Genomic DNA, 19,060 nt, shown 5'->3' with positions numbered 1-19,060 from the left:
TTATCCTCTTAAAGTGTAACATAATCAATTCACAATTCCAGCAAGTTTTAGCAAACATGAAACAGACATTTTTGCTCATACTAAAAAAGCTCCTTTCTATTAACCAAAAGGGGGAATTGATCATGGAAAGAGACGAAGATTTCAGAAGAAATGATCGTGAAATCGACACACACTTTAGTAATGATGATGGCTATTTAGAGGAAACAGCTGCTGAAATTGCAGAGCCATATCAAGCATCAAGAGATCGTGAAGACAGAAGAGAACGTGACCATGTAGGTGACGATTCAGGCAGTAAGGGGATAGGCTATACAGCACTCGCGATTGCGATTATCTCACTATTTGTCTTGCCGGTGCTATTAGGCGTAGCGGCAATCGTCGTTGGTTATATTGCAAGAAGAAAAGGAGCACATGCGCTTGGCGCATGGTCAATCGGGATCGGAATCGTTTCCGTCATCCTCGGCATCTTTATCACCCCGTTCTTTTAACAGGACAGGAACAGAAAAACGCCTGACAGTGATGTCAGGCGTTCTTTGTTATGCGTTCGCTTGTTTTGCTTTTTCAGCTTCCATTTTCGCATAATGTTCTTCAGCGATTTTATCGATTTCTTTTTTCAGTTCTTCGACCATTGTTTCTTCTGGTACTTTCCGAACAATTTCACCTTTGCGGAATAAGAGGCCTTCACCTCTAGCACCAGCGATGCCGATATCAGCTTCACGCGCTTCACCCGGACCGTTTACAGCACATCCGAGAACAGCTACTTTAATTGGTGCTTTAATTTTAGAAATATATTCTTCGACTTCATTTGCAATGCTAATGAGGTCAATTTCAATTCGTCCACAAGTTGGACAAGAGATGAGTGTTGCTGCATTTGATGCAAGACCAAATGATTTTAATAATTCACGTGCCACTTTGACCTCTTCGACCGGGTCAGCACTTAATGAAATACGGAGTGTGTTACCAATCCCCATATTCAAGATTGCGCCAAGACCAGCTGCACTTTTGACCGTACCTGCAAATAACGTACCTGATTCTGTAATCCCAAGATGAAGAGGATAATCAAAGGCTTTTGCTGCTTTTTCGTATGCCTCAATCGCAAGGTTTACATCAGATGCTTTCATACTGACAATGATGTCATGAAAGTCTAGGTCTTCTAAAATTTTAATGTGATGCAGTGCACTTTCAACCATACCATCTGCTGTTGGATAACCGTATTTATCAAGAATCTTTTTCTCGAGCGAACCGGCGTTTACCCCAATACGAATTGGAATGCCTTTTTCTTTTGCAGCTTTCACAACAGCTTCGACTTTTTCTCGTCTTCCGATGTTTCCTGGGTTGATACGAATTTTGTCTGCACCTGCTTCAATCGCTTTCAGTGCAAGCTTGTAGTCAAAATGAATGTCGACAACAAGGGGAATGTTGATTTGTTTTTTAATGTCCGCAATCGCATTTGCTGCACGCTCATCTGGGCATGCGACACGCACGATTTGACAGCCAGCTTCTTCTAAACGTTTAATTTCAGCTACTGTCGCTTCGACATCATGTGTTTTGGTTGTCGCCATACTTTGAATGACGACTTCATTGTTTCCACCTATAGTTAAAGGTCCCACTTTGACGGGACGCGTTTTTGTACGATGTGTGACTTCACTCACTTGTCAATCGCTCCTTAGTGTACATGCAATTCGTTTGCAGTGTACGACGTGTTTTACATCTCATATTGTAACAGTCTCTTCGTATGAATGACAAGGAATTAACGTTTTATCTCTTATAGACCGGAAACTTGTATGTGCTGCCTGCCCGAATTTCGTTCGCTTTGACGCCTTGATTCAGTGCTTCAAAGTCTTCGATCACTTCATCTAATGGCTTACTTGTATGTACGATAGAGACGACGGTTTGACCTTGTTTAACAGTGACAGTTTTATATGCCTGTTTTTCAGCTGTTTGAAAGGCGCTGGCGGGAACAGCAGGTCCTTCCTGAACGGGGATCGTTCCATTTTTCAAATCAAAAAAGATAATAAAGAGGACAAACAAACTGACTAGTAAAAAAATCATTCGCCGCATTTTACTCACCGCTTTTAAGAGTTTACTTCAGTGTATGCATGTCCTGAGTTGATAGAACCAAAAAGAGTGAAAAAGCTAGGGAAGGGCTGTTCTAGTGAGTTCTATTATGACTTGTAATCGGAAAAATCTTTGATAAGCCTAAGCCCTTTCTTTATTATGATAAAATAAAAAAAGGGGGAGAGTATATGAAGAAAATCAGTCAGAATATATATGTAAGAACACTAACAGAAAGTGATGCAGAAGCTCTATTAACACTTGAACGAGAGAATCGCACTTATTTTCAGCAATTTACACCTTTGGTTCAGGATGATTTTTTTACTGTACCTCGTCAAAAGGAACGGATTAACCGCAGTATGCAAAGGCGTGCAAAAGATGAAGCCTATATGCACGGTATTTTCTTAAATGAAACAGATGCATTAATTGGAACGATCTCACTCCATTCTGTTGAAAGAGGACCGATTCAAGGGGCTTTGCTTGGATATGTGCTTGATGAAAGGCAAGGCGGGAAGGGGTATATGACAGAGGCGATTCGTTTGATTATCGATTATGCCTTTTATGAATTGTACCTTCACCGCATTGAGGCTGGCGTAAAACCATCTAACATTGGTTCCATTCGTGTGCTTGAGAAGACAGGGTTTGAAAATGAGGGACTTCATCGTAAAAAAGTAAAGATCAATGATAAGTGGGAGGATCACTATTTGTTTGCGATCATCCATCCAGATGAGTCATAGGGTCAAAACAAATAAAAAAGCTCCCCGAAATGAGGGAGCTTATTTTTTTGCAGGTATTTCTTTAACGACAAGATATAAGAAAATAAAGTTAATCACCCAATTTAATAAAAATGAGTTCGCAACCGGCGTGTTTAATGCACTCATGATGGCGAAAAAGACGGTTGTTAATGTGAGTGAATAGGCAGAGAGCTTCCAAAGCATTTGAAAGGACAGCTCTTTTTGCTGCATTCGTTTAATAAATGTACCAAGCATGGCTAGGAATGTTGCGCTGATGAACATGAGAGCAGCAGTAGATAGGTACAGCAGGACACAAATGACAGGGATAATGATCGCTTGATTCTGGTTTGTGACGCTGGCAAGTTCATCTTTTGTGAGTGTTCCGCCAAGCAGCTGGTATGGAATATCTGTCATTTGTCCGTCAATGGCAATCACTGCTTTTTCTTTCAATAACGCAATGGCTGTTTGTTTTGATTCAAGCTCACTTGATTTTATTTTTTCAGCGGGATCAAAAATAATCGTGATGCCGTTTTCTTCTTTTTCGATCGGCGTGCTTTGATCCGCTTGAAGCGTTCCTTTTTCAATGGAAAAGTCGGGTAAATCTTTTTTTATCACATGCTGAAATCCTGACATCGCATTTGAAATCTCTTTGCTCATATGATAGCCCTGGGGGACAGCTGCGATGATCGAAAGGATAAAGATGAATAAAATAGCCTTTCCAATCCCAGTAAAACGTGCTCTGGCAATATCTTTTGGTGAATAAATTCCTTTTAACAATAAACTAAATACGTTCAACCGATTCACTTCCTACATTCTTTTCTATTTCTCACATTGTATCAATGTCTATCCATCCAGTACAAGTACGGCCTTCATTGCTGGTTAAGATAGAAGGAATGAGGCATAATGTATACAGCATATAAAAAGGAGGCGGCTGCGGATTGGACGTGCTATATTGGGTTTTGATCGGCTGTGCATTTATCATTGCGTTTGTGGGACTTGTCTATCCAATCATTCCTAGTGTGGTTTTCATGGTTCTTGGGTTTATTTTATATGGGCTCTTTTTTAGCTTTGAGAAATTGACGCTCACCTTTTGGCTCATTCAAGCCATGTTTACAGCTGTGTTATTTGCCGCGGATTATGTCTCCAATCTGATTGGGGTGAAACGCTTTGGCGGCAGCCGGGCGGCCATTTGGGGAAGTACCATTGGGCTTTTAGCCGGTCCTTTTGTGATTCCGATTGCTGGAATTATCATTGGTCCATTTATCGGCAGTGTCATCGCAGAGCTGCTCGTTCATCAAAAAGATCTGAAGACAAGTGTGAAAGTGGGGCTTGGCTCATTAATTGGTTTTGTGTCAGGCGTATTTGTAAAAGGGTTGATTCAAGCACTGATGCTGGGAATCTTTTTGTTTTATGTGCTTCGCTAAATGGAAAATCGGTGTTTAACACTCTTTCTGAAGGGTTAAATACAAAATAAACACTGAAATGTTTCAGATCATGAGCAATAACGTTGAAACAAGCCGTTTCTTTTGATACTCTTTGATTAGGGTGAAATGCTTGCTTACTAAGGAAGCATTTCAGTACATACATTTCTAAGGAGGAATTTAACCATGGCTTTTAAACTTCCAGAATTACCATATGCTTACGATGCATTAGAACCACATATCGACAAGGAAACAATGACGATTCACCACACAAAACACCACAACACTTATGTAACAAACTTAAACAAAGCAATCGAAGGTGTATCAGCTCTTGAAGATCAATCAATTGAAGAGCTAGTGGCTAACTTGAACTCTGTGCCTGAAAACATTCGTACAGCTGTACGTAACAATGGCGGAGGACATGCGAACCACTCATTATTCTGGACGCTTCTTTCACCAAACGGTGGCGGCGCACCAACTGGTGAACTTGCAGATGCGATCGAAAAAGAATTAGGCGGATTTGAAAAATTCAAATCTGATTTCGCTGCAGCAGCTGCAGGACGCTTTGGTTCTGGTTGGGCATGGCTTGTTGTGAACAATGGCAAACTTGAAATTACAAGCACACCAAACCAAGATTCTCCTTTAACTGAAGGAAAAACACCAATTCTAGGACTAGACGTTTGGGAGCATGCTTACTACCTAAACTACCAAAACCGTCGTCCTGATTACATTTCAGCATTCTGGAATGTTGTGAACTGGGATGAAGTGGCTCGCCTTTACAGCGAAGCTAAATAAATGATTTGATTTGAAAAGACCTGCTTCTCTCTGAGAGCGGGTCTTTTTATATTTTCCCTCCTTTTTTTACATATCTGCCTTTTGATGAGACAGACTATTGTGTAGAAAAGGAGAATGAATGATATGAGCAGATTAAAGAAAATGTTCGGGGACATGGATGTCACAAGAGATTTATTGCTCCTCCTCACGATTGGCGGATTATACGCACTTGCGATTGCGCTTTCGAATACGTTTGTGAACGTGTATTTATGGAAACAGTCTGGGCGATTTACAGACCTTGCGATTTATAACTTGGCAATTGTTGTCCTTCAGCCCATTACCTTTTTATTTGCTGGACGGCTCGCTAAAAAAATAGATCGTGCATTTGTCCTTCGTTTCGGTGTCATCTTCTTAGCCGCTTTTTACTTAATTGTTCTCATGGCAGGAGAGCAAGTGGCAGCTCGGCTCGTGTTATTAGGCAGTGTGCTTGGAATCGGCTATGGTTTTTACTGGCTTGCCTTTAACGTGCTCACTTTTGAGATCACTGAACCTGAAACAAGGGATTTCTTTAATGGATTTTTAGGAGTGCTTACCTCTACAGCTGGTATGATCGGGCCGCTCATTGCAGGAATTGTGATTTCTCAATTAACGGATGATACAGGCTATACAGTGATTTTCACTTTATCGCTTTTTTTGTTTTCACTAGCGGTTGTGATGAGTTTTTTCCTCAAGAGGAGACAATCAAAAGGAAAATTTATCATTAAGCAAATTTGGAAAGAGCGCCATGCGGACGAGAATTGGCGTAAGATCACAACTGCTCACTTTTTTCAGGGGCTCCGTGAAGGCGTGTTTGTCTTTTTAATCAGTGTCTTTGTGTTTATTGCAACAAACAGTGAGCTTGCTTTAGGCACATTTGGTCTAGTCAATTCAGGTGTTGCCTTTTTTGCCTATTTTTTTGCTACTCGTTTGATTAAGAAAAAATGGCGCAAAAAAGCGATTATGTTTGGCGGGCTTATTTTATACGGCGCTTTATTTTTAATCGTCTTTCACTTGTCCTATGTATCACTGCTTATGTACGCTGTAGCCATTGCGATCGGCTACCCGCTTCTGCTAGTTCCGTATGTCTCTTTAACTTACGATGTCATCGGTCATGCTAGATATGCAAGAAAAGCCCGAATTGAATATATTGTCGTCAGAGAACTATTTTTAAATGCCGGGCGTATTTGTTCGATTGTCTTTTTTCTTTTATCTGTCACCTTACTGGGCGATCGGCTTGGGATTCCTGCTTCACTAGTCGTACTCGGAGCGGGGCACACCCTTATTTATTATTTTGTAAAGGACATTCATTTAAAAGAGAAAACAGCTGATATAGAAGAGGCTGACGGTCAAAAGCCTGTTTCTCAAACGAACCTTATGAAGGGAGAAAGGTAAAATTTCTTACCAATGGAACATCAAATTTCTAGATAAATGATAGAAAAACCGCTAAAATGATGATGGCACCTTTTATACACAAAAAGGGGTGCCATTTCTTTCTTGATAGAAAAGGTGATGTGATGAGAAACAAGAAAAACAAAAAAGACGCGAAGGAAGGGCGCAAAACACTTCCGATCCGGCTGAATTTATTATTTTTAGCTGCGTTCATTATTTTTACCGGTGTTGTGGTCAGACTCGGTTTTGTGCAGATTGTGAATGGAGAAGATTATAAAAAGCAGGCAGAAAAACAAGAAGACGTGAATGTCAGCTCATCTGCTCCGCGCGGAAAAATTTATGATCGAAATTATAACACGATTGTCAGCAATAAAGCGCTAAATGCCATTACATATACGAGAACCTCGACGACTTCACAAGAAGAGCGGCTCAAAGTGGCAACAAAATTAGCGGATATGATTCACGTAAGTACGAAGAAAATCACAGATCGTGATAAAAAAGATTTCTGGATCTTAACCCATCCGAATGAAGCGAAAAAGCTTGTTCAAAAAGAAGCCGATTTAAAGGGTGACGATAAGGTCTCTGATGATAAACTATACGAGCTCCAGCTGAAACGCATCACAGACAAAGAATTAAATCAACTGACGAAAAAAGATTTGCAAGTGCTTGCGATTAAAAGACAGATGGACGCAGGCTATGCACTTACGCCTCAATTCATTAAAAATGAAGATGTAAAGCCAAGTGAAATTGCTTACGTCTCTGAGCATTTGGACGAGCTGCCAGGTGTAGATGTCACAACAGACTGGTCACGCAGCTATCCTTATAAAGGACTGCTCCGCAGTATGCTCGGCAGTGTGTCTTCAAGTGATGAAGGTCTTCCGTCGTCACTGCTTGAACATTATCTATCACTCGGCTACAGCCGAAATGATCGTGTAGGAAAAAGCTATCTTGAATATCAATATGAAGATGTGCTGCAAGGTCAAAAAGAAAAAGAACAAAGTACAACAGATAAAGAAGGCAATGTCACAAGCTCTAAAGTGTTAACAGAAGGAAAGAGCGGGAAAGACCTTGTGCTGACGATTGATATTCAGCTGCAAAAAGCGGTGGAAAAAATCATCGAAAAGAACTTGAAAAGTGCGAAGCAAAGAGGCGGCACAGAACTTCTTGATCGTGCGTTTGTTGTCATGATGGACCCGAGAAATGGGGAAGTACTCTCGATTGCGGGTAAACAGATTACCAATAAGAATGGGTCATACAAATTTGATGACTATGCACTAGGAACGATGACATCATCATATGCGATGGGATCAGCAGTAAAAGGGGCAACTGTGCTGACAGGTTATAAAACAGGCGTCCTTCATATTGGAAGCACCCAATACGATGAACCGCTCTATATCGCTCAGTCACCGCCGAAAAAATCCTATCAAAATATGGGTCTCATTAATGATTTAACCGCACTAGAACGTTCATCAAACGTGTATATGTTTAAAACAGCGATTGCAATTGGGAAAGGGGAATATCGTAAGAATCAGCCGCTCCCAATTGATACAAAGGCGTTTGATACGTTCCGTTACAATTTTAGTAAATTTGGTCTTGGAGTGGAGACAGGTATTGACCTGCCAAACGAAGCAACTGGCTATCGTGGAACATCTACACAATCTGGTCTTTTACTTGACTATGCGATTGGACAATATGACACGTTTACACCGCTGCAAATGGCGCAATACGTTTCAACGATTGCCAATGGCGGCTATCGTTTACGTCCTCAGCTCGTAAAAGAAGTGAGAGAGCCAGATCCGCAAAGAGGCATTGGGGCTGTAACGGAGTCCGTCAAGCCGGATGTACTGAATAAGCTCGATATGACAAGTGATGAGATCAAACGCGTACAGCAAGGATTCAAGCTTGTGATGCAGAACCCAAGAGGGACAGCATATTCGAACTTTGGCAACAAAAAATACAATCCAGCTGGCAAAACAGGGACCGCTCAATCATTCTATGACGGCCCGATTAAAAGCAAACGCGGCACACCAACATATAACACAACACTTGTTGCGTATGCGCCTGCTGATAATCCAGAAGTAGCGATTTCAGTTGTCGTGCCTTGGGTGTATCAAGATTACAACCAGCGCTATCCGATTACAAATGATATTGGTGAACAAGTATTAGACAAGTACTTTGAACTGAAATCGAAACAGGAAAGCAACGACACACAAGCGAAGAACAAAAACAAAATTGAAAATGAAGCAGAAACAAATAACTAGACCTATTATAGGTAAAAACGCTCACTTTTTGTGGGCGTTTTTTTATATTTTCTTCAAACTTTTCGATATAAATTGACAAAAATCATAAAAAACCCCGCAATTTCTCTACAAATCTCCGACATTTACAAAACCTTAACATTCCATTTAAACGAAATTAATAAAGAACCTTTAATGTATTACTCGTAGGACAAATTATTCAGGGGGTATTCTTGAAATGAAAAAGAACAAATTATGGCTGCTTACTTTCCTTACTATCGCATTGTTAGCATTCGTCACAGCATGCGGAAACAGCAGCTCAAGCGGAGATTCAAAAGACAGTAAAGGAAATGCTTCAAACAAAGATGAGGCATCAGGTTCCATTACCATCTCAGGATCATCTGCGATGCAGCCTTTAGTTCTTGCGGCAGCAGAAAAATTCATGGATAAACATCCAAAAGCCGATATTCAAGTACAAGCCGGCGGTTCAGGAACAGGACTTTCTCAAGTATCAGAAGGATCTGTACAAATTGGGAACTCAGATGTATTCGCAGAAGAGAAAGACGGAATCGACGCAAAAGCTTTAAAAGACCACAAAGTAGCAGTTGTTGGAATGGCGGCAGCTGTTAACCCTGAAGTTGGTGTCAAAGACATCACAAAGGACGAATTGAAAAAAATCTTCACTGGTAAAATCAAAAACTGGAAAGAGCTTGGCGGGAAAGACCAAAAAATCACACTTGTGAACAGACCAGACTCATCAGGAACTCGTGCAACATTTGTGAAATATGCACTTGACGGCGCGACACCTGCAGAAGGAATCACAGAGGATTCTTCAAACACAGTGAAAAAGTTGATTGCAGAAACACCAGGTGCGATTGGGTACCTAGCATTCTCTTATTTAACAGATGACAAAATTACACCGCTTAGCATTGATGGTGTGAAACCAGAAGAAAGCAATGTAGAAAGCGGTAAATATACAATTTGGGCATATGAGCACTCTTATACAAAAGGTGAGCCAGAAGGTTTAGCAAAACAATTTTTAGATTACTTGATGAGTGACGAAGTACAAAAAGAAATCGTTAAAGACCAAGGCTACATCTCAGTCTCTAATATGAAAGTAGAAAGAGACGCAACAGGCAAACAAACAGATAAGTAAAAGGTCTTGAATTGATGATGAAGGAAAAGTGGAGCTTTTCACTTTTCCTTTTATGACATTCATAGGAGTGTAGAAAAAGATGAAACAGATAGAACATACAGAAGCGAGCGATCGACTGATCAGCTCGAAAAAAAATAGGCAAATGGATGAAGTAAGAGGAAGTATTTTGGTGAAATTTTGCGCATTCTTAATGATTGCTGTATCAATTGCCATCACAATCTTCCTTGGCATTAAGGGTTTACAATCTTTCATCGTAAATGGTGTAAGCCCAATTGAGTTCTTAACCAGTATCAATTGGAACCCTACAGCAGAAAATCCGCAATACGGCGCATTTCCATTTATCTTTGGATCAATCGCTGTCACGCTTCTATCAGCACTCATAGCAGCACCGCTAGGCATCGCAGGAGCGATCTTTATGACAGAAATTGCACCTGCATGGGGACGGAAAATTCTCCAGCCAGTGATTGAACTGCTTGTAGGGATTCCATCCGTTGTTTACGGATTCATAGGTCTTACAGTATTGGTGCCGTTTATTGGACACTTTAAGTCAAGCGGTTCAGGGCACAGTGTTTTAGCAGGAACGATTGTCCTTTCTATTATGATTCTGCCAACTGTTACATCCATTGCAACTGACGCAATGGCTTCACTTCCAAAAAGTTTACGTGAGGGATCGTATGCATTAGGCGCAACAAGATGGCAAACGATCAGACGTGTTCTTGTACCGGCAGCGCTTCCGACATTAATGACAGCAGTCGTGCTTGGAATGGCAAGAGCATTTGGAGAAGCCCTTGCCGTTCAGATGGTCATTGGAAACACGCGTAATCTACCAGAAAGTATTATGGACACAGCTGGTACATTAACAACCATTATTACGTTAAACATGGGACATACAACGTATGGAAGTGTTGAAAACAATACACTTTGGTCAATGGGACTTGTCCTTCTAGTTGTATCATTTATGTTCATACTCATTATCAGATACTTGTCATCTAGGAGGAAGATTTAATGAATAGCAAAATGACCGATCGTTTTGCCACAATCGTTTTTGGATTATGTGCCGCCATTATCACGGCGATACTTGTTGGCTTGTTTTCTTATATCATCTTCAACGGTGCCAAAGAATTAAATTTTGACTTTTTGACTACCCGCTCAAGTGCGATTGGCTCTGGTGGCGGTATTAGGGATCAGCTGTTTAACTCGTTTTACATTCTATTTATTACGATGCTGTTTACCGTGCCTCTTGGCGTGGGCGGCGGGGTGTACATGGCAGAATATGCACCTCAAAACAAAGTGACTGATTTTATTCGTACATGTATTGAAGTGTTATCTTCTCTGCCATCGATCGTCATCGGTATGTTTGGTTTGCTGATGTTTGTTAATTTAACAGGATGGGGCTATACGATCATCGGAGGAGCCCTTGCGCTGACTGTCTTTAATCTGCCAGTGATGGTCAGGGTGACAGAAGATGCACTTCGATCTGTACCGAAGGATCAAAAGGAAGCATCGCTTGCGCTCGGTGTGACAAAGTGGCATACAGTGAAGACGGTTCTGATCCCAGGTGCGATTCCATCCATTATAACTGGAGCAATTTTAGCATCGGGAAGAGTTTTCGGTGAGGCGGCTGCTCTTCTTTTCACAGCAGGTCTTTCAACACCGCGTCTTGATTTTACAAACTGGAGTCCTTTCTCCGATACGTCACCACTCAATATTTTTAGACCGGCAGAAACATTAGCCGTTCATATATGGAACGTCAATACACAGGGGATTATTCCAGATGCAGAGGCCATTGCAAATGGTGCATCAGCCGTACTTGTGCTCTCTGTATTAGTATTCAACTTAGCAGCTAGATGGCTTGGTTCATTTATTCATAAGAAGCTTACGTCAAAATAAATAGTGAGAGGTGTGAAGGGGATATGGTTCAAATGCTAGCAGAAAAAAAAGAGATTGCAGCAAAAAAGGCTCCACTTCAAGCGGAACAGATTCTACAGGTGCAGGATTTAAGTATTTATTATGGTGAAAAAAGAGCAGTCAATCAAATTTCATTTGAAATTGAAAAAAATGCAATTACGGCATTAATCGGCCCATCAGGGTGCGGAAAATCGACTTTTTTACGCAGCATTAACCGCATGAACGACCTAATTCCAGGTGCACGAAGTGAAGGGGCGATCATGTACGAAGGGTTAAATATTTTGGATGACCGTATTAATGTGGTGAATTTAAGAAGAGAAATCGGGATGGTCTTCCAAAAGCCAAATCCATTTCCTAAATCCATCTACAACAACATTACGCATGCGCTAAAATATGCGGGTGAAAAAAGGAAATCAGTGCTTGATGATGCGGTAGAAGAAAGTTTAACAAAGGCAGCGCTATGGGATGAGGTCAAAGATCGCTTGCACCGCTCTGCCTTATCATTATCAGGCGGCCAGCAGCAGCGCCTCTGTATTGCACGTACCCTTGCGATGAAACCTAGCGTGCTTTTATTAGATGAACCGGCTTCTGCCTTAGACCCGATCTCAAATGCAAAAATTGAAGAACTATTATCGGAATTAAAACATGATTATTCGATTGTCATTGTCACACACAATATGCAGCAAGCGTTACGTGTATCTGATCATACAGCCTTTTTCCTGAACGGTGATCTAGTGGAATACGATGCGACTGAACGTATCTTTACACGTCCTGCGCAGCAAAAAACAGAAGACTATATTAATGGTCGATTCGGATAAGGCGGGTGGATTTTGATGAATGCAGTAGCAACTGAAACAGCCAAAAAAGAAGTGTTTCGTGTGAATGATATGAACCTTTGGTACGGACAGCATCACGCACTGAAGCATATTGATTTAGACATTAAAGAGCATGAGGTCACAGCGATTATCGGTCCGTCCGGCTGCGGAAAGTCAACTTTTATAAAGACCTTAAATCTCATGGTCAAAACAGTGCCAGGTGTGAAAATCACCGGGGATATGATGTATAACGGTGACAATATTTTAAAAGGCCGTGTCGATCTAGTGGAACTGCGTAAAAACGTCGGGATGGTCTTTCAAAAAGGAAACCCATTCCCTCAATCTATCTTTGATAATGTCGTCTACGGGCCAAGAATTCACGGGGTGAAGAGCAAGCAGCAATTGAAAGAAATCGCTGAAAAAGCGCTTCGTGATGTTGCCCTTTGGGATGAAGTGAAAGATCGATTAAGTGCGCCTGCATTAGGTCTTTCCGGCGGTCAGCAGCAGCGTCTTTGTATCGCAAGAGCCATTGCCACAAGCCCGGATATTCTATTAATGGATGAACCAACATCTGCGCTTGACCCTGTTTCAACATTAAAGATTGAAGAATTGATCATGAAACTGAAAGAGAAATATACGATTGCCATTGTGACGCATAATATGCAGCAAGCGGCAAGGGTATCAGACCGAACAGCGTTCTTCTTGATGGGCGAGCTTGTTGAGGTCAATGATACGAATGTGATGTTCTCAGAGCCAAATGATCAAAGAACAAATGATTATATATCAGGACGATTTGGATAATCAAAAACCCCCTGGAGGTCAATGCCGCCAGGGGGTTTTTGATGTTATTTTGTTAAGGCTTTGACGATTTGTTTGAATGTCATACCTGTTTTTAAATTGAATTTGCCGGCACGAATTTCTTTATGGTAGCCTGCGTCTATCACGTAATCATTAAAATCTTTAGACGAGTTGATGATTCCGTCCTTTTCAAGCATGTCTGAAACATCACTTGTGCTCATACCGTTTTTAATCACGAATTTAACCGTTTTGCCTTTTGGCTTGTCCGTTGTTTGTTTATCGTTCTGAGAATCGCCGTCTTCATTTGCTTTCAGCGCTTTTTCTTTATAATCAAGAAGTTGTTGATATGTTTCACGGCTGACGGAGACTTCTTTTTTAGAGTCTAAGTAATTTTTCACGTCAGTGTCTGTCACTTTCGCTGCGAGGGTTTCTTTTGTTGTAGAATCAGCTGCCGCTTCATCTTTTCCAGTAAGGAAAAAGACGATCGCCAGAACACCAGTTGCAAGAATCATACCTGCTGCAAACGTTTGGATGCTTTTTTTCGTCATACAAGCACCCTCTCGTTGTCTTTAATGATCATGTTCACATCTTCTACAGATACATGCTCAGCGCGCGCAATCGCCTCAGGAGACATGCCATTTTGATGCTTTGAAATGATTTGTCTTGCAATAGATGGATCAATTTCTGAATGCTTGCGGACAACGATGTTTGTTTCAAGCAATTCTTCTTCAAGAACCTTCATTTTCTTTTTCAGTTTATAGATTTCTTGCATTGCAGATAGTTGAAGTGTTTCAAGTTCCTGTTCGACTTCTTTAATCGGCTCTCTTTGAAAATATGAGAATGCAATCAGTACAATACTGACAACAAGCAATCCGATAATTGCAATTTCCATGTTTCATCACCTTTTATTCATATTTTAATGCTGAAAGCCAAAAAAGGCTCTCATGATTGTTTCAGACAGTTTTCGACCCTTCTTTTTTATACCATAAAAAAGCTAGTTTCAAAAGGAATTGCTGAAAAAATCACCTTTTTTTCATCATTTTTCTTTTTATAGGGAAACCAAGTATGAAAACCTTGCCCGCTGTTAAAATAAAAGAAGACGGATCAGATGAAAAAAAGCTGTGGAACAAAGAGGGGGTTCTCATGTATACAGTACGACAAAGAACGTGTTTTTATAGGGGAGAAGGCGATTTTTCATCACATGACCAGACAATATGGATCAGGATGCGGGGGGAATGCATTGAAAAATGAAATTGGTGAAAAAACATTCTAGCATTCCTTAGCTAGAAGTGGTATTATAGTTAGGTCTGAATGTGAATTGATTTTAGTTTGGAGGGAAAAACATGCGCGTAAATATTACTCTAGCTTGCACTGAATGCGGTGAGCGTAACTATATTACTAAAAAGAATAAGCGAAACAATCCAGATCGCGTTGAATTCAAAAAGTATTGCTCACGTGATAAAAAACAAACTTTACATCGTGAAACAAAGTAAGCAGCAGGGAATTTTCCTGCTGTTTTTTTATGATGGGAGATGAACCTGTATGAAAAAGGAGCTCCGCCTTCAAACATTGGCCATGCTTGAGCAGTTAAGCACTGAAGAGTTCAATCGCTATGCTTCTCTACTTCATGAACACGTGCTGCAGCTGTCAGAATGGAAACAGGCGAAAACGATTGCTTTGACTATGTCTAGGGGAAAAGAAATACCGACAATGCCTCTGATTGAAAAAGCGTGGGAAGAAGGAAAAACAGTTTGTATTCCCACCTGTTTTCCGAAAACAAAAGAGATGGTGTTTTATGAATATACACCTGAAACAAAGATGACATCCAGCTACTTTGGACTATTGGAGCCAGACCCTCTTGAGTCTACAGCTGTACATAAAGAAGCCATTGATTTGATCATTGTTCCTGGGGTGTGCTTCGATCAGAACGGCTACCGGATTGGGTTTGGTGGGGGCTATTATGATCGCTACTTAGCGGACTACCACGGCGTAACCATTGCCCTTTGTTTGTCTTTACAGCAGACGAGGCATATTCCGGCTGAAGCGCACGACATACCGGTATCTATGATTGTCAGTGAAAAAGGTACGTTATATCAAAAGTGAAAGCCCGCTCATTGTCCAAAAACGGGCTTTTTGTGTTGAGATCTTTTCATTAGCTCAGGGCATTTTATCTAGTAGGAGTCATATATTGAAAAAATTTCGAGGAAAGAAAAGATACTTCCGTAATTTGTGGGAGGAAGTGAATACTTTTGACTTACAACTCGAACATGATTCATGGGTTTATTTTTGGCATACACACCTTGATTTTTTTGGAGTCGGAAAAATAAGAAGAGAGTATATCAAAGCGTTCAAAGATTTAATCGACCTTCATCAATTTGGCGGTTCTTATGATCAATCAGAGTGTGAAGAGGTCTATTATATCCAATCAAAAGAACAAGGGATTAGAGTGTGAAAGTAGATCGCATGGTAAGAGATAAAAATGATGGTTCATGCATAAACAAATCCTATTTAAGCCACGATACGAACATAGGAGGGAATATGATGAATAAAATGATTTGGAGCATTGTGTTCACACTGTTTGCATTCGTTCTTGTGCAAAATCGTTATCGGCTCATGAATTTGATCTTAGGTCAAAACCAAGTGCGTCACTTTTTTATTAAATGGCTGATGAAAATCCCATATTTTCGGACGAAATTTATTCGCCAAGCATTCTAATCCCGCAAAAGCCGGGATTTTTTTGTTGAGAAATGCGTATAAGAGTAATTCTTGCTATAATAATGTAAAAAATGGAGCGCGAATGAATGAATGTCATAGATAGTCTATTTTGGCGAGTGATTGATGAACTCAGACAAAAAGGATACGAGATGATTCAAAGCCCGTACCCAGAAGATGAAATCTTTTTTGAAGCACCACGAAACTCAGGATATGATCTCATCCGTCTATATAGAAGAGATGTGAATTTTAGACAGGAGATCGTTCGAGATATGGAAGAGCAGGCTTTTCGGATGAATCAGTTGAGAGAAGCCATGCGTAAACGTTCTCTCCATCTCCTGCAGCTACAATTTACAGCTGATCATCCAGTAGATGATTGGGAAGACATAAACGGTCAACCGCAAAAACAGCAAAAGGTGACGGTGACACCTGTTTTACTGAATGAAGAAACCCTTCAAAACGATGGACACGAGCTGCAAAAATGGCTGAATACATCACTTTCGATTGATGTAGAAGAGGCGAAAGCAGATACAGCCGAAGATGTGATGCAGCTTAAAATGAACGTGCTTCAGGCATTTCAAGATCAGGAAAAGCAGCGTGAACGAGAACGGGCCGTTTTTCAAAATGGCAGACCGATTTTTACCTATATGTTAATCGCAGTCCAAGTGGTGATGTTTCTTTTACTTGAATTATCTGGTGGAAGTACCAATACAGCCACTTTAACAGCATTTGGTGCGAAAAATAATATGCTGATTTTAGAGGGTGAATGGTGGCGTTTTGTGACACCTATGTTTTTACACATTGGTTTGACGCATTTACTCTTTAATACATTTGCTCTTTGGTCCGTTGGAGCGGCTGTTGAGAGAATTTATGGTTCAGGAAGATTTTTGCTCATTTATTTAATTTCCGGCATCTTTGGCTCCATAGCGAGCTTTGTGTTTAATACAGCCATCGCAGCAGGAGCATCAGGTGCGATCTTTGGCTGTTTAGGCGCATTGTTATATTTAGCGATTTCTAACCGGAAGCTCTTCTTTCGTACGATGGGGACAAATATTATCGTGATTATCCTCATCAATTTAGGGATAGGTTTCACTGTATCAGGGATTGATAATGCAGGGCATCTTGGGGGGCTTGCTGGCGGATTTTTAGCCGCTTTAGCGGTCCGTCTTCCTAAACAGTTTCAGCCTGTCAAAATGCTTCTTGCTAGTCTTCTTCTCCTCCTTATTGGCGGCTTTGGATTGTATACAGGGTTTCATTCAGACGATCAAAAAGAAGCGGCGGCAACTAGCGAGGCAGCGAGTTTATTTGATGAAAAGAACTATAGCGAAGCAAGTCAGCGTCTAGAGGAATATGTAAAGCAAAAGGATGCCTCAGCTGAAGCACTTCATATATATGCGCTTTCCGAAGCGCAGCTTGGACATCTTGACAAGGCCATTGAGTATTTGCAAAAGTCGCTTGAAAAAGATCCTAATGAGCCGAATAAATTGTATCACTTATCGTTGTTATATGTAGAAAAAGGCGAGACAGCGGAGGCAGACGACTTCATCGAAAAAGCATTAAAACAAGATCCGCAAAATGACCAATTTTTAAAGTTGAAACAATATATTGAAAACACTCAAACACGTTGAATGACTTGACTGAAAGCGTATTTATGAATACGCTTATCCTATCTGTTGATTTAGAGAAATGGTGAAAGTAATGAAAACGTTATATGATGTACAGCAGCTGCTCATGAGATTTGGAAATTACGTGTATTTCGGAGATCGTGAAGTGGAATTAGAATTTATGGCAGATGAATTGAAGGAAATGTACACATCGGGCATCATCGATCGAACTGAATGGTCAAACGCAATGACCATCCTTCAAATGGAACTAGCCAAATTAAACCGAAAAACAATGTGAAGGTGGAGGACATATGACAGGGGATTGGTTTGTAGGAGTTGATCTTGGCGGTACGACAATTAAGCTTGCGTTTATTAATCTTTATGGTGAAATTCAGCATAAGTGGGAGATTCCTACGGATAAATCTGGGCAGACAATTACAGTCGACATTGCCAAGTCAATTGACCATAAACTAGTTGAGATCAGCATGCCGAAATCAGTCCTAATTGGGATCGGTATGGGGGCACCGGGACCAGTGGATAAAGTATCCGGAATTGTCTATAAAACAACGAATCTGGGCTGGACAAACTATCCCTTGAAAGACCATTTAGAGGCAGAGACAGGACTTCCATCTGTCATCGAAAATGATGCGAATATTGCTGCACTCGGTGAAATGTGGAAGGGTGCAGGTGATGGCGCCAAAAACATCCTGATGGTTACACTGGGCACAGGGGTTGGCGGCGGTATTATTGTCAATGGAGAAGTGGTTCAAGGCGAAACAGGTGCTGGTGGAGAAATTGGTCATATTTGTGCCGTTCCATTTCAAGGAGCACCATGTAACTGCGGGAGAACAGGCTGTATTGAAACCATTGCGTCTGCCACAGGTATCGTCCGAATCGCAAAGGATTCATTACAAACAAAGAGCCATACATCATCACTTGGCTCACTTACTTCGCTGTCTGCAAAGGATGTATTTGAGGCAGCAGAAAACGGAGACGAACTGGGGATGCATGTCGTAGATGAAGTAACAACCCATCTTGGTCTTGTCCTTGCGAATCTAGCCAGTGCCTTAAACCCAACAAAAATCGTCATTGGCGGCGGTGTATCTAAAGCGGGCGAGCTTCTTCGCAGTAAAGTAGAGCGTGTCGTCAAGCATCATGCCTTCCCGCCATGTGCTGAGGATGTTGAAGTGGTGATTGCCTCACTAGGAAACGATGCAGGCGTGATCGGCGGTGCATGGATGGCAAAAAACAAGTGGCTGTCTTGAACAAAAATGTCATAATGATGTCATTTTTATTAAAATCAGCGATAGATAGGCATGAAATTGAATGTTTAGCATATTCATAAGTTTGTCATGGGGAAAAAGACATTGATTTTCCAGCATAGACAGGATAAGATATACTTTAGTTATTTTTGAAGAAGC

Annotated in this window: 23 protein-coding genes; 18 read left to right on the top strand and 5 right to left on the bottom strand. The window is 41.0% G+C overall.

Annotated features, from left to right (window positions below; all coding sequences use genetic code 11):
- Nucleotides 1–122: 122 nt before the first annotated feature.
- Nucleotides 123–485 (top strand): DUF308 domain-containing protein, encoded by a 363-nt coding sequence (locus tag ID12_RS16110; RefSeq protein ID WP_008342359.1) that lies wholly within the window; start codon nucleotides 123–125, stop codon nucleotides 483–485.
- Between the two features lie 48 nt (nucleotides 486–533).
- Here the strand turns inward: ID12_RS16110 and ispG are convergent, their stop codons facing one another.
- The gene (gene ispG, locus ID12_RS16105; RefSeq protein WP_008342357.1) at nucleotides 534–1,649 is read right to left on the bottom strand and encodes a flavodoxin-dependent (E)-4-hydroxy-3-methylbut-2-enyl-diphosphate synthase; all 1,116 of its coding nucleotides are present in this window, start codon (nucleotides 1,647–1,649) and stop codon (nucleotides 534–536) included.
- A 106-nt stretch (nucleotides 1,650–1,755) separates the two neighbouring features.
- On the bottom strand, nucleotides 1,756–2,058 hold the full coding sequence (locus tag ID12_RS16100; RefSeq protein WP_046343997.1) for a hypothetical protein: 303 nt from the start codon (nucleotides 2,056–2,058) through the stop codon (nucleotides 1,756–1,758).
- A gap of 185 nt (nucleotides 2,059–2,243) precedes the next feature.
- On the opposite strand from ID12_RS16100, the gene ID12_RS16095 reads away from it, so the two are divergent.
- Nucleotides 2,244–2,789 (top strand): GNAT family N-acetyltransferase, encoded by a 546-nt coding sequence (locus ID12_RS16095; RefSeq protein WP_050827411.1) that lies wholly within the window; start codon nucleotides 2,244–2,246, stop codon nucleotides 2,787–2,789.
- 39 nt (nucleotides 2,790–2,828) lie between these two features.
- Here the strand turns inward: ID12_RS16095 and ID12_RS16090 are convergent, their stop codons facing one another.
- Nucleotides 2,829–3,581, bottom strand: a complete 753-nt coding sequence (locus ID12_RS16090) for a DUF1189 domain-containing protein (protein ID WP_035390831.1) — start codon at nucleotides 3,579–3,581, stop codon at nucleotides 2,829–2,831.
- Nucleotides 3,582–3,724: 143 nt separating this feature from the next.
- On the opposite strand from ID12_RS16090, the gene ID12_RS16085 reads away from it, so the two are divergent.
- From ID12_RS16085 to pstB (ID12_RS16045), 9 genes are all read left to right on the top strand, one after another.
- The gene (locus ID12_RS16085) at nucleotides 3,725–4,210 is read left to right on the top strand and encodes a DUF456 domain-containing protein (protein WP_048001748.1); all 486 of its coding nucleotides are present in this window, start codon (nucleotides 3,725–3,727) and stop codon (nucleotides 4,208–4,210) included.
- Between the two features lie 183 nt (nucleotides 4,211–4,393).
- Nucleotides 4,394–5,002, top strand: coding sequence for a superoxide dismutase SodA (gene sodA / locus ID12_RS16080; protein WP_007501264.1), 609 nt, complete (start codon nucleotides 4,394–4,396; stop codon nucleotides 5,000–5,002).
- A gap of 123 nt (nucleotides 5,003–5,125) precedes the next feature.
- Nucleotides 5,126–6,412, top strand: coding sequence for an MFS transporter (locus ID12_RS16075; protein WP_050827409.1), 1,287 nt, complete (start codon nucleotides 5,126–5,128; stop codon nucleotides 6,410–6,412).
- Between the two features lie 122 nt (nucleotides 6,413–6,534).
- Nucleotides 6,535–8,670, top strand: a complete 2,136-nt coding sequence (locus ID12_RS16070; RefSeq protein WP_039964027.1) for a peptidoglycan D,D-transpeptidase FtsI family protein — start codon at nucleotides 6,535–6,537, stop codon at nucleotides 8,668–8,670.
- Nucleotides 8,671–8,884: 214 nt separating this feature from the next.
- Nucleotides 8,885–9,802, top strand: a complete 918-nt coding sequence (locus ID12_RS16065; RefSeq protein WP_017367609.1) for a phosphate ABC transporter substrate-binding protein — start codon at nucleotides 8,885–8,887, stop codon at nucleotides 9,800–9,802.
- Between the two features lie 79 nt (nucleotides 9,803–9,881).
- The gene (pstC, locus tag ID12_RS16060) at nucleotides 9,882–10,808 is read left to right on the top strand and encodes a phosphate ABC transporter permease subunit PstC (protein ID WP_017357999.1); all 927 of its coding nucleotides are present in this window, start codon (nucleotides 9,882–9,884) and stop codon (nucleotides 10,806–10,808) included.
- Complete coding sequence (pstA, locus tag ID12_RS16055) at nucleotides 10,808–11,692, top strand: phosphate ABC transporter permease PstA (protein ID WP_007501259.1); 885 nt, start codon at nucleotides 10,808–10,810, stop codon at nucleotides 11,690–11,692. Before pstC ends, pstA begins: the two co-directional genes overlap by 1 nt.
- Before the next feature lie 23 nt (nucleotides 11,693–11,715).
- The gene (pstB, locus tag ID12_RS16050; protein ID WP_007501258.1) at nucleotides 11,716–12,528 is read left to right on the top strand and encodes a phosphate ABC transporter ATP-binding protein PstB; all 813 of its coding nucleotides are present in this window, start codon (nucleotides 11,716–11,718) and stop codon (nucleotides 12,526–12,528) included.
- A 15-nt stretch (nucleotides 12,529–12,543) separates the two neighbouring features.
- Entirely contained in the window at nucleotides 12,544–13,326 is a 783-nt protein-coding gene (pstB, locus tag ID12_RS16045) for a phosphate ABC transporter ATP-binding protein PstB (RefSeq protein WP_017367606.1), read from the top strand.
- A gap of 44 nt (nucleotides 13,327–13,370) precedes the next feature.
- Here pstB (ID12_RS16045) and ID12_RS16040 read toward each other — a convergent pair whose 3' ends face one another.
- Complete coding sequence (locus ID12_RS16040; RefSeq protein WP_008342335.1) at nucleotides 13,371–13,871, bottom strand: endolytic transglycosylase MltG; 501 nt, start codon at nucleotides 13,869–13,871, stop codon at nucleotides 13,371–13,373.
- On the bottom strand, nucleotides 13,868–14,215 hold the full coding sequence (locus tag ID12_RS16035) for a hypothetical protein (protein WP_003217285.1): 348 nt from the start codon (nucleotides 14,213–14,215) through the stop codon (nucleotides 13,868–13,870). The genes ID12_RS16040 and ID12_RS16035 overlap by 4 nt, the downstream gene beginning before the upstream one ends.
- Before the next feature lie 451 nt (nucleotides 14,216–14,666).
- Here ID12_RS16035 and rpmG point away from each other — a divergent pair, with 451 nt between their 5' ends.
- The 7 genes from rpmG (at nucleotide 14,667) to ID12_RS16000 (ending at nucleotide 18,904) form a co-directional block, all read left to right on the top strand.
- Nucleotides 14,667–14,816, top strand: a complete 150-nt coding sequence (gene rpmG, locus ID12_RS16025; protein ID WP_008360061.1) for a 50S ribosomal protein L33 — start codon at nucleotides 14,667–14,669, stop codon at nucleotides 14,814–14,816.
- 49 nt (nucleotides 14,817–14,865) lie between these two features.
- Nucleotides 14,866–15,426, top strand: coding sequence for a 5-formyltetrahydrofolate cyclo-ligase (locus tag ID12_RS16020; protein ID WP_035390824.1), 561 nt, complete (start codon nucleotides 14,866–14,868; stop codon nucleotides 15,424–15,426).
- 85 nt (nucleotides 15,427–15,511) lie between these two features.
- Nucleotides 15,512–15,775, top strand: a complete 264-nt coding sequence (locus tag ID12_RS16015; RefSeq protein ID WP_008342327.1) for a hypothetical protein — start codon at nucleotides 15,512–15,514, stop codon at nucleotides 15,773–15,775.
- Between the two features lie 89 nt (nucleotides 15,776–15,864).
- Entirely contained in the window at nucleotides 15,865–16,038 is a 174-nt protein-coding gene (locus ID12_RS19395; RefSeq protein WP_017367602.1) for a hypothetical protein, read from the top strand.
- Nucleotides 16,039–16,124: 86 nt separating this feature from the next.
- Nucleotides 16,125–17,663 carry a rhomboid family protein gene (locus ID12_RS16010; protein ID WP_035390823.1) on the top strand — a complete coding sequence of 513 codons (1,539 nt, stop codon included), beginning with the start codon at nucleotides 16,125–16,127 and terminating at the stop codon, nucleotides 17,661–17,663.
- 70 nt (nucleotides 17,664–17,733) lie between these two features.
- Complete coding sequence (locus tag ID12_RS16005; protein WP_008342322.1) at nucleotides 17,734–17,937, top strand: YqgQ family protein; 204 nt, start codon at nucleotides 17,734–17,736, stop codon at nucleotides 17,935–17,937.
- A 13-nt stretch (nucleotides 17,938–17,950) separates the two neighbouring features.
- Complete coding sequence (locus tag ID12_RS16000; protein WP_050827407.1) at nucleotides 17,951–18,904, top strand: ROK family glucokinase; 954 nt, start codon at nucleotides 17,951–17,953, stop codon at nucleotides 18,902–18,904.
- Nucleotides 18,905–19,060: the final 156 nt, after the last annotated feature.

The sequence above is a fragment of the Bacillus altitudinis genome (assembly GCF_001191605.1).
GTDB classification, from domain to species: domain Bacteria; phylum Bacillota; class Bacilli; order Bacillales; family Bacillaceae; genus Bacillus; species Bacillus altitudinis.
This window is presented reverse-complemented; position numbering and strand designations above follow the sequence as displayed.

Excerpts from the sequence above, each read along its gene's own strand:
- ID12_RS16000 (WP_050827407.1), top strand. The coding sequence starts at position 17,951 with ATGACAGGGGATTGGTTTGTAGGAGTTGATCTTGGCGGTACGACAATT.
- ID12_RS19395 (WP_017367602.1), top strand. The coding sequence starts at position 15,865 with ATGAATAAAATGATTTGGAGCATTGTGTTCACACTGTTTGCATTCGTT.
- ID12_RS16005 (WP_008342322.1), top strand. The coding sequence starts at position 17,734 with ATGAAAACGTTATATGATGTACAGCAGCTGCTCATGAGATTTGGAAAT.
- ID12_RS16070 (WP_039964027.1), top strand. The coding sequence starts at position 6,535 with ATGAGAAACAAGAAAAACAAAAAAGACGCGAAGGAAGGGCGCAAAACA.
- ID12_RS16100 (WP_046343997.1), bottom strand. The coding sequence starts at position 2,058 with ATGCGGCGAATGATTTTTTTACTAGTCAGTTTGTTTGTCCTCTTTATT.
- ID12_RS16020 (WP_035390824.1), top strand. The coding sequence starts at position 14,866 with ATGAAAAAGGAGCTCCGCCTTCAAACATTGGCCATGCTTGAGCAGTTA.
- ID12_RS16110 (WP_008342359.1), top strand. The coding sequence starts at position 123 with ATGGAAAGAGACGAAGATTTCAGAAGAAATGATCGTGAAATCGACACA.
- pstA (WP_007501259.1), top strand. The coding sequence starts at position 10,808 with ATGAATAGCAAAATGACCGATCGTTTTGCCACAATCGTTTTTGGATTA.
- ID12_RS16040 (WP_008342335.1), bottom strand. The coding sequence starts at position 13,871 with ATGACGAAAAAAAGCATCCAAACGTTTGCAGCAGGTATGATTCTTGCA.
- pstB (WP_017367606.1), top strand. The coding sequence starts at position 12,544 with ATGAATGCAGTAGCAACTGAAACAGCCAAAAAAGAAGTGTTTCGTGTG.
- ID12_RS16075 (WP_050827409.1), top strand. The coding sequence starts at position 5,126 with ATGAGCAGATTAAAGAAAATGTTCGGGGACATGGATGTCACAAGAGAT.
- pstC (WP_017357999.1), top strand. The coding sequence starts at position 9,882 with ATGAAACAGATAGAACATACAGAAGCGAGCGATCGACTGATCAGCTCG.
- pstB (WP_007501258.1), top strand. The coding sequence starts at position 11,716 with ATGGTTCAAATGCTAGCAGAAAAAAAAGAGATTGCAGCAAAAAAGGCT.
- ID12_RS16035 (WP_003217285.1), bottom strand. The coding sequence starts at position 14,215 with ATGGAAATTGCAATTATCGGATTGCTTGTTGTCAGTATTGTACTGATT.
- ID12_RS16010 (WP_035390823.1), top strand. The coding sequence starts at position 16,125 with ATGAATGTCATAGATAGTCTATTTTGGCGAGTGATTGATGAACTCAGA.
- ID12_RS16095 (WP_050827411.1), top strand. The coding sequence starts at position 2,244 with ATGAAGAAAATCAGTCAGAATATATATGTAAGAACACTAACAGAAAGT.
- ID12_RS16065 (WP_017367609.1), top strand. The coding sequence starts at position 8,885 with ATGAAAAAGAACAAATTATGGCTGCTTACTTTCCTTACTATCGCATTG.
- sodA (WP_007501264.1), top strand. The coding sequence starts at position 4,394 with ATGGCTTTTAAACTTCCAGAATTACCATATGCTTACGATGCATTAGAA.
- rpmG (WP_008360061.1), top strand. The coding sequence starts at position 14,667 with ATGCGCGTAAATATTACTCTAGCTTGCACTGAATGCGGTGAGCGTAAC.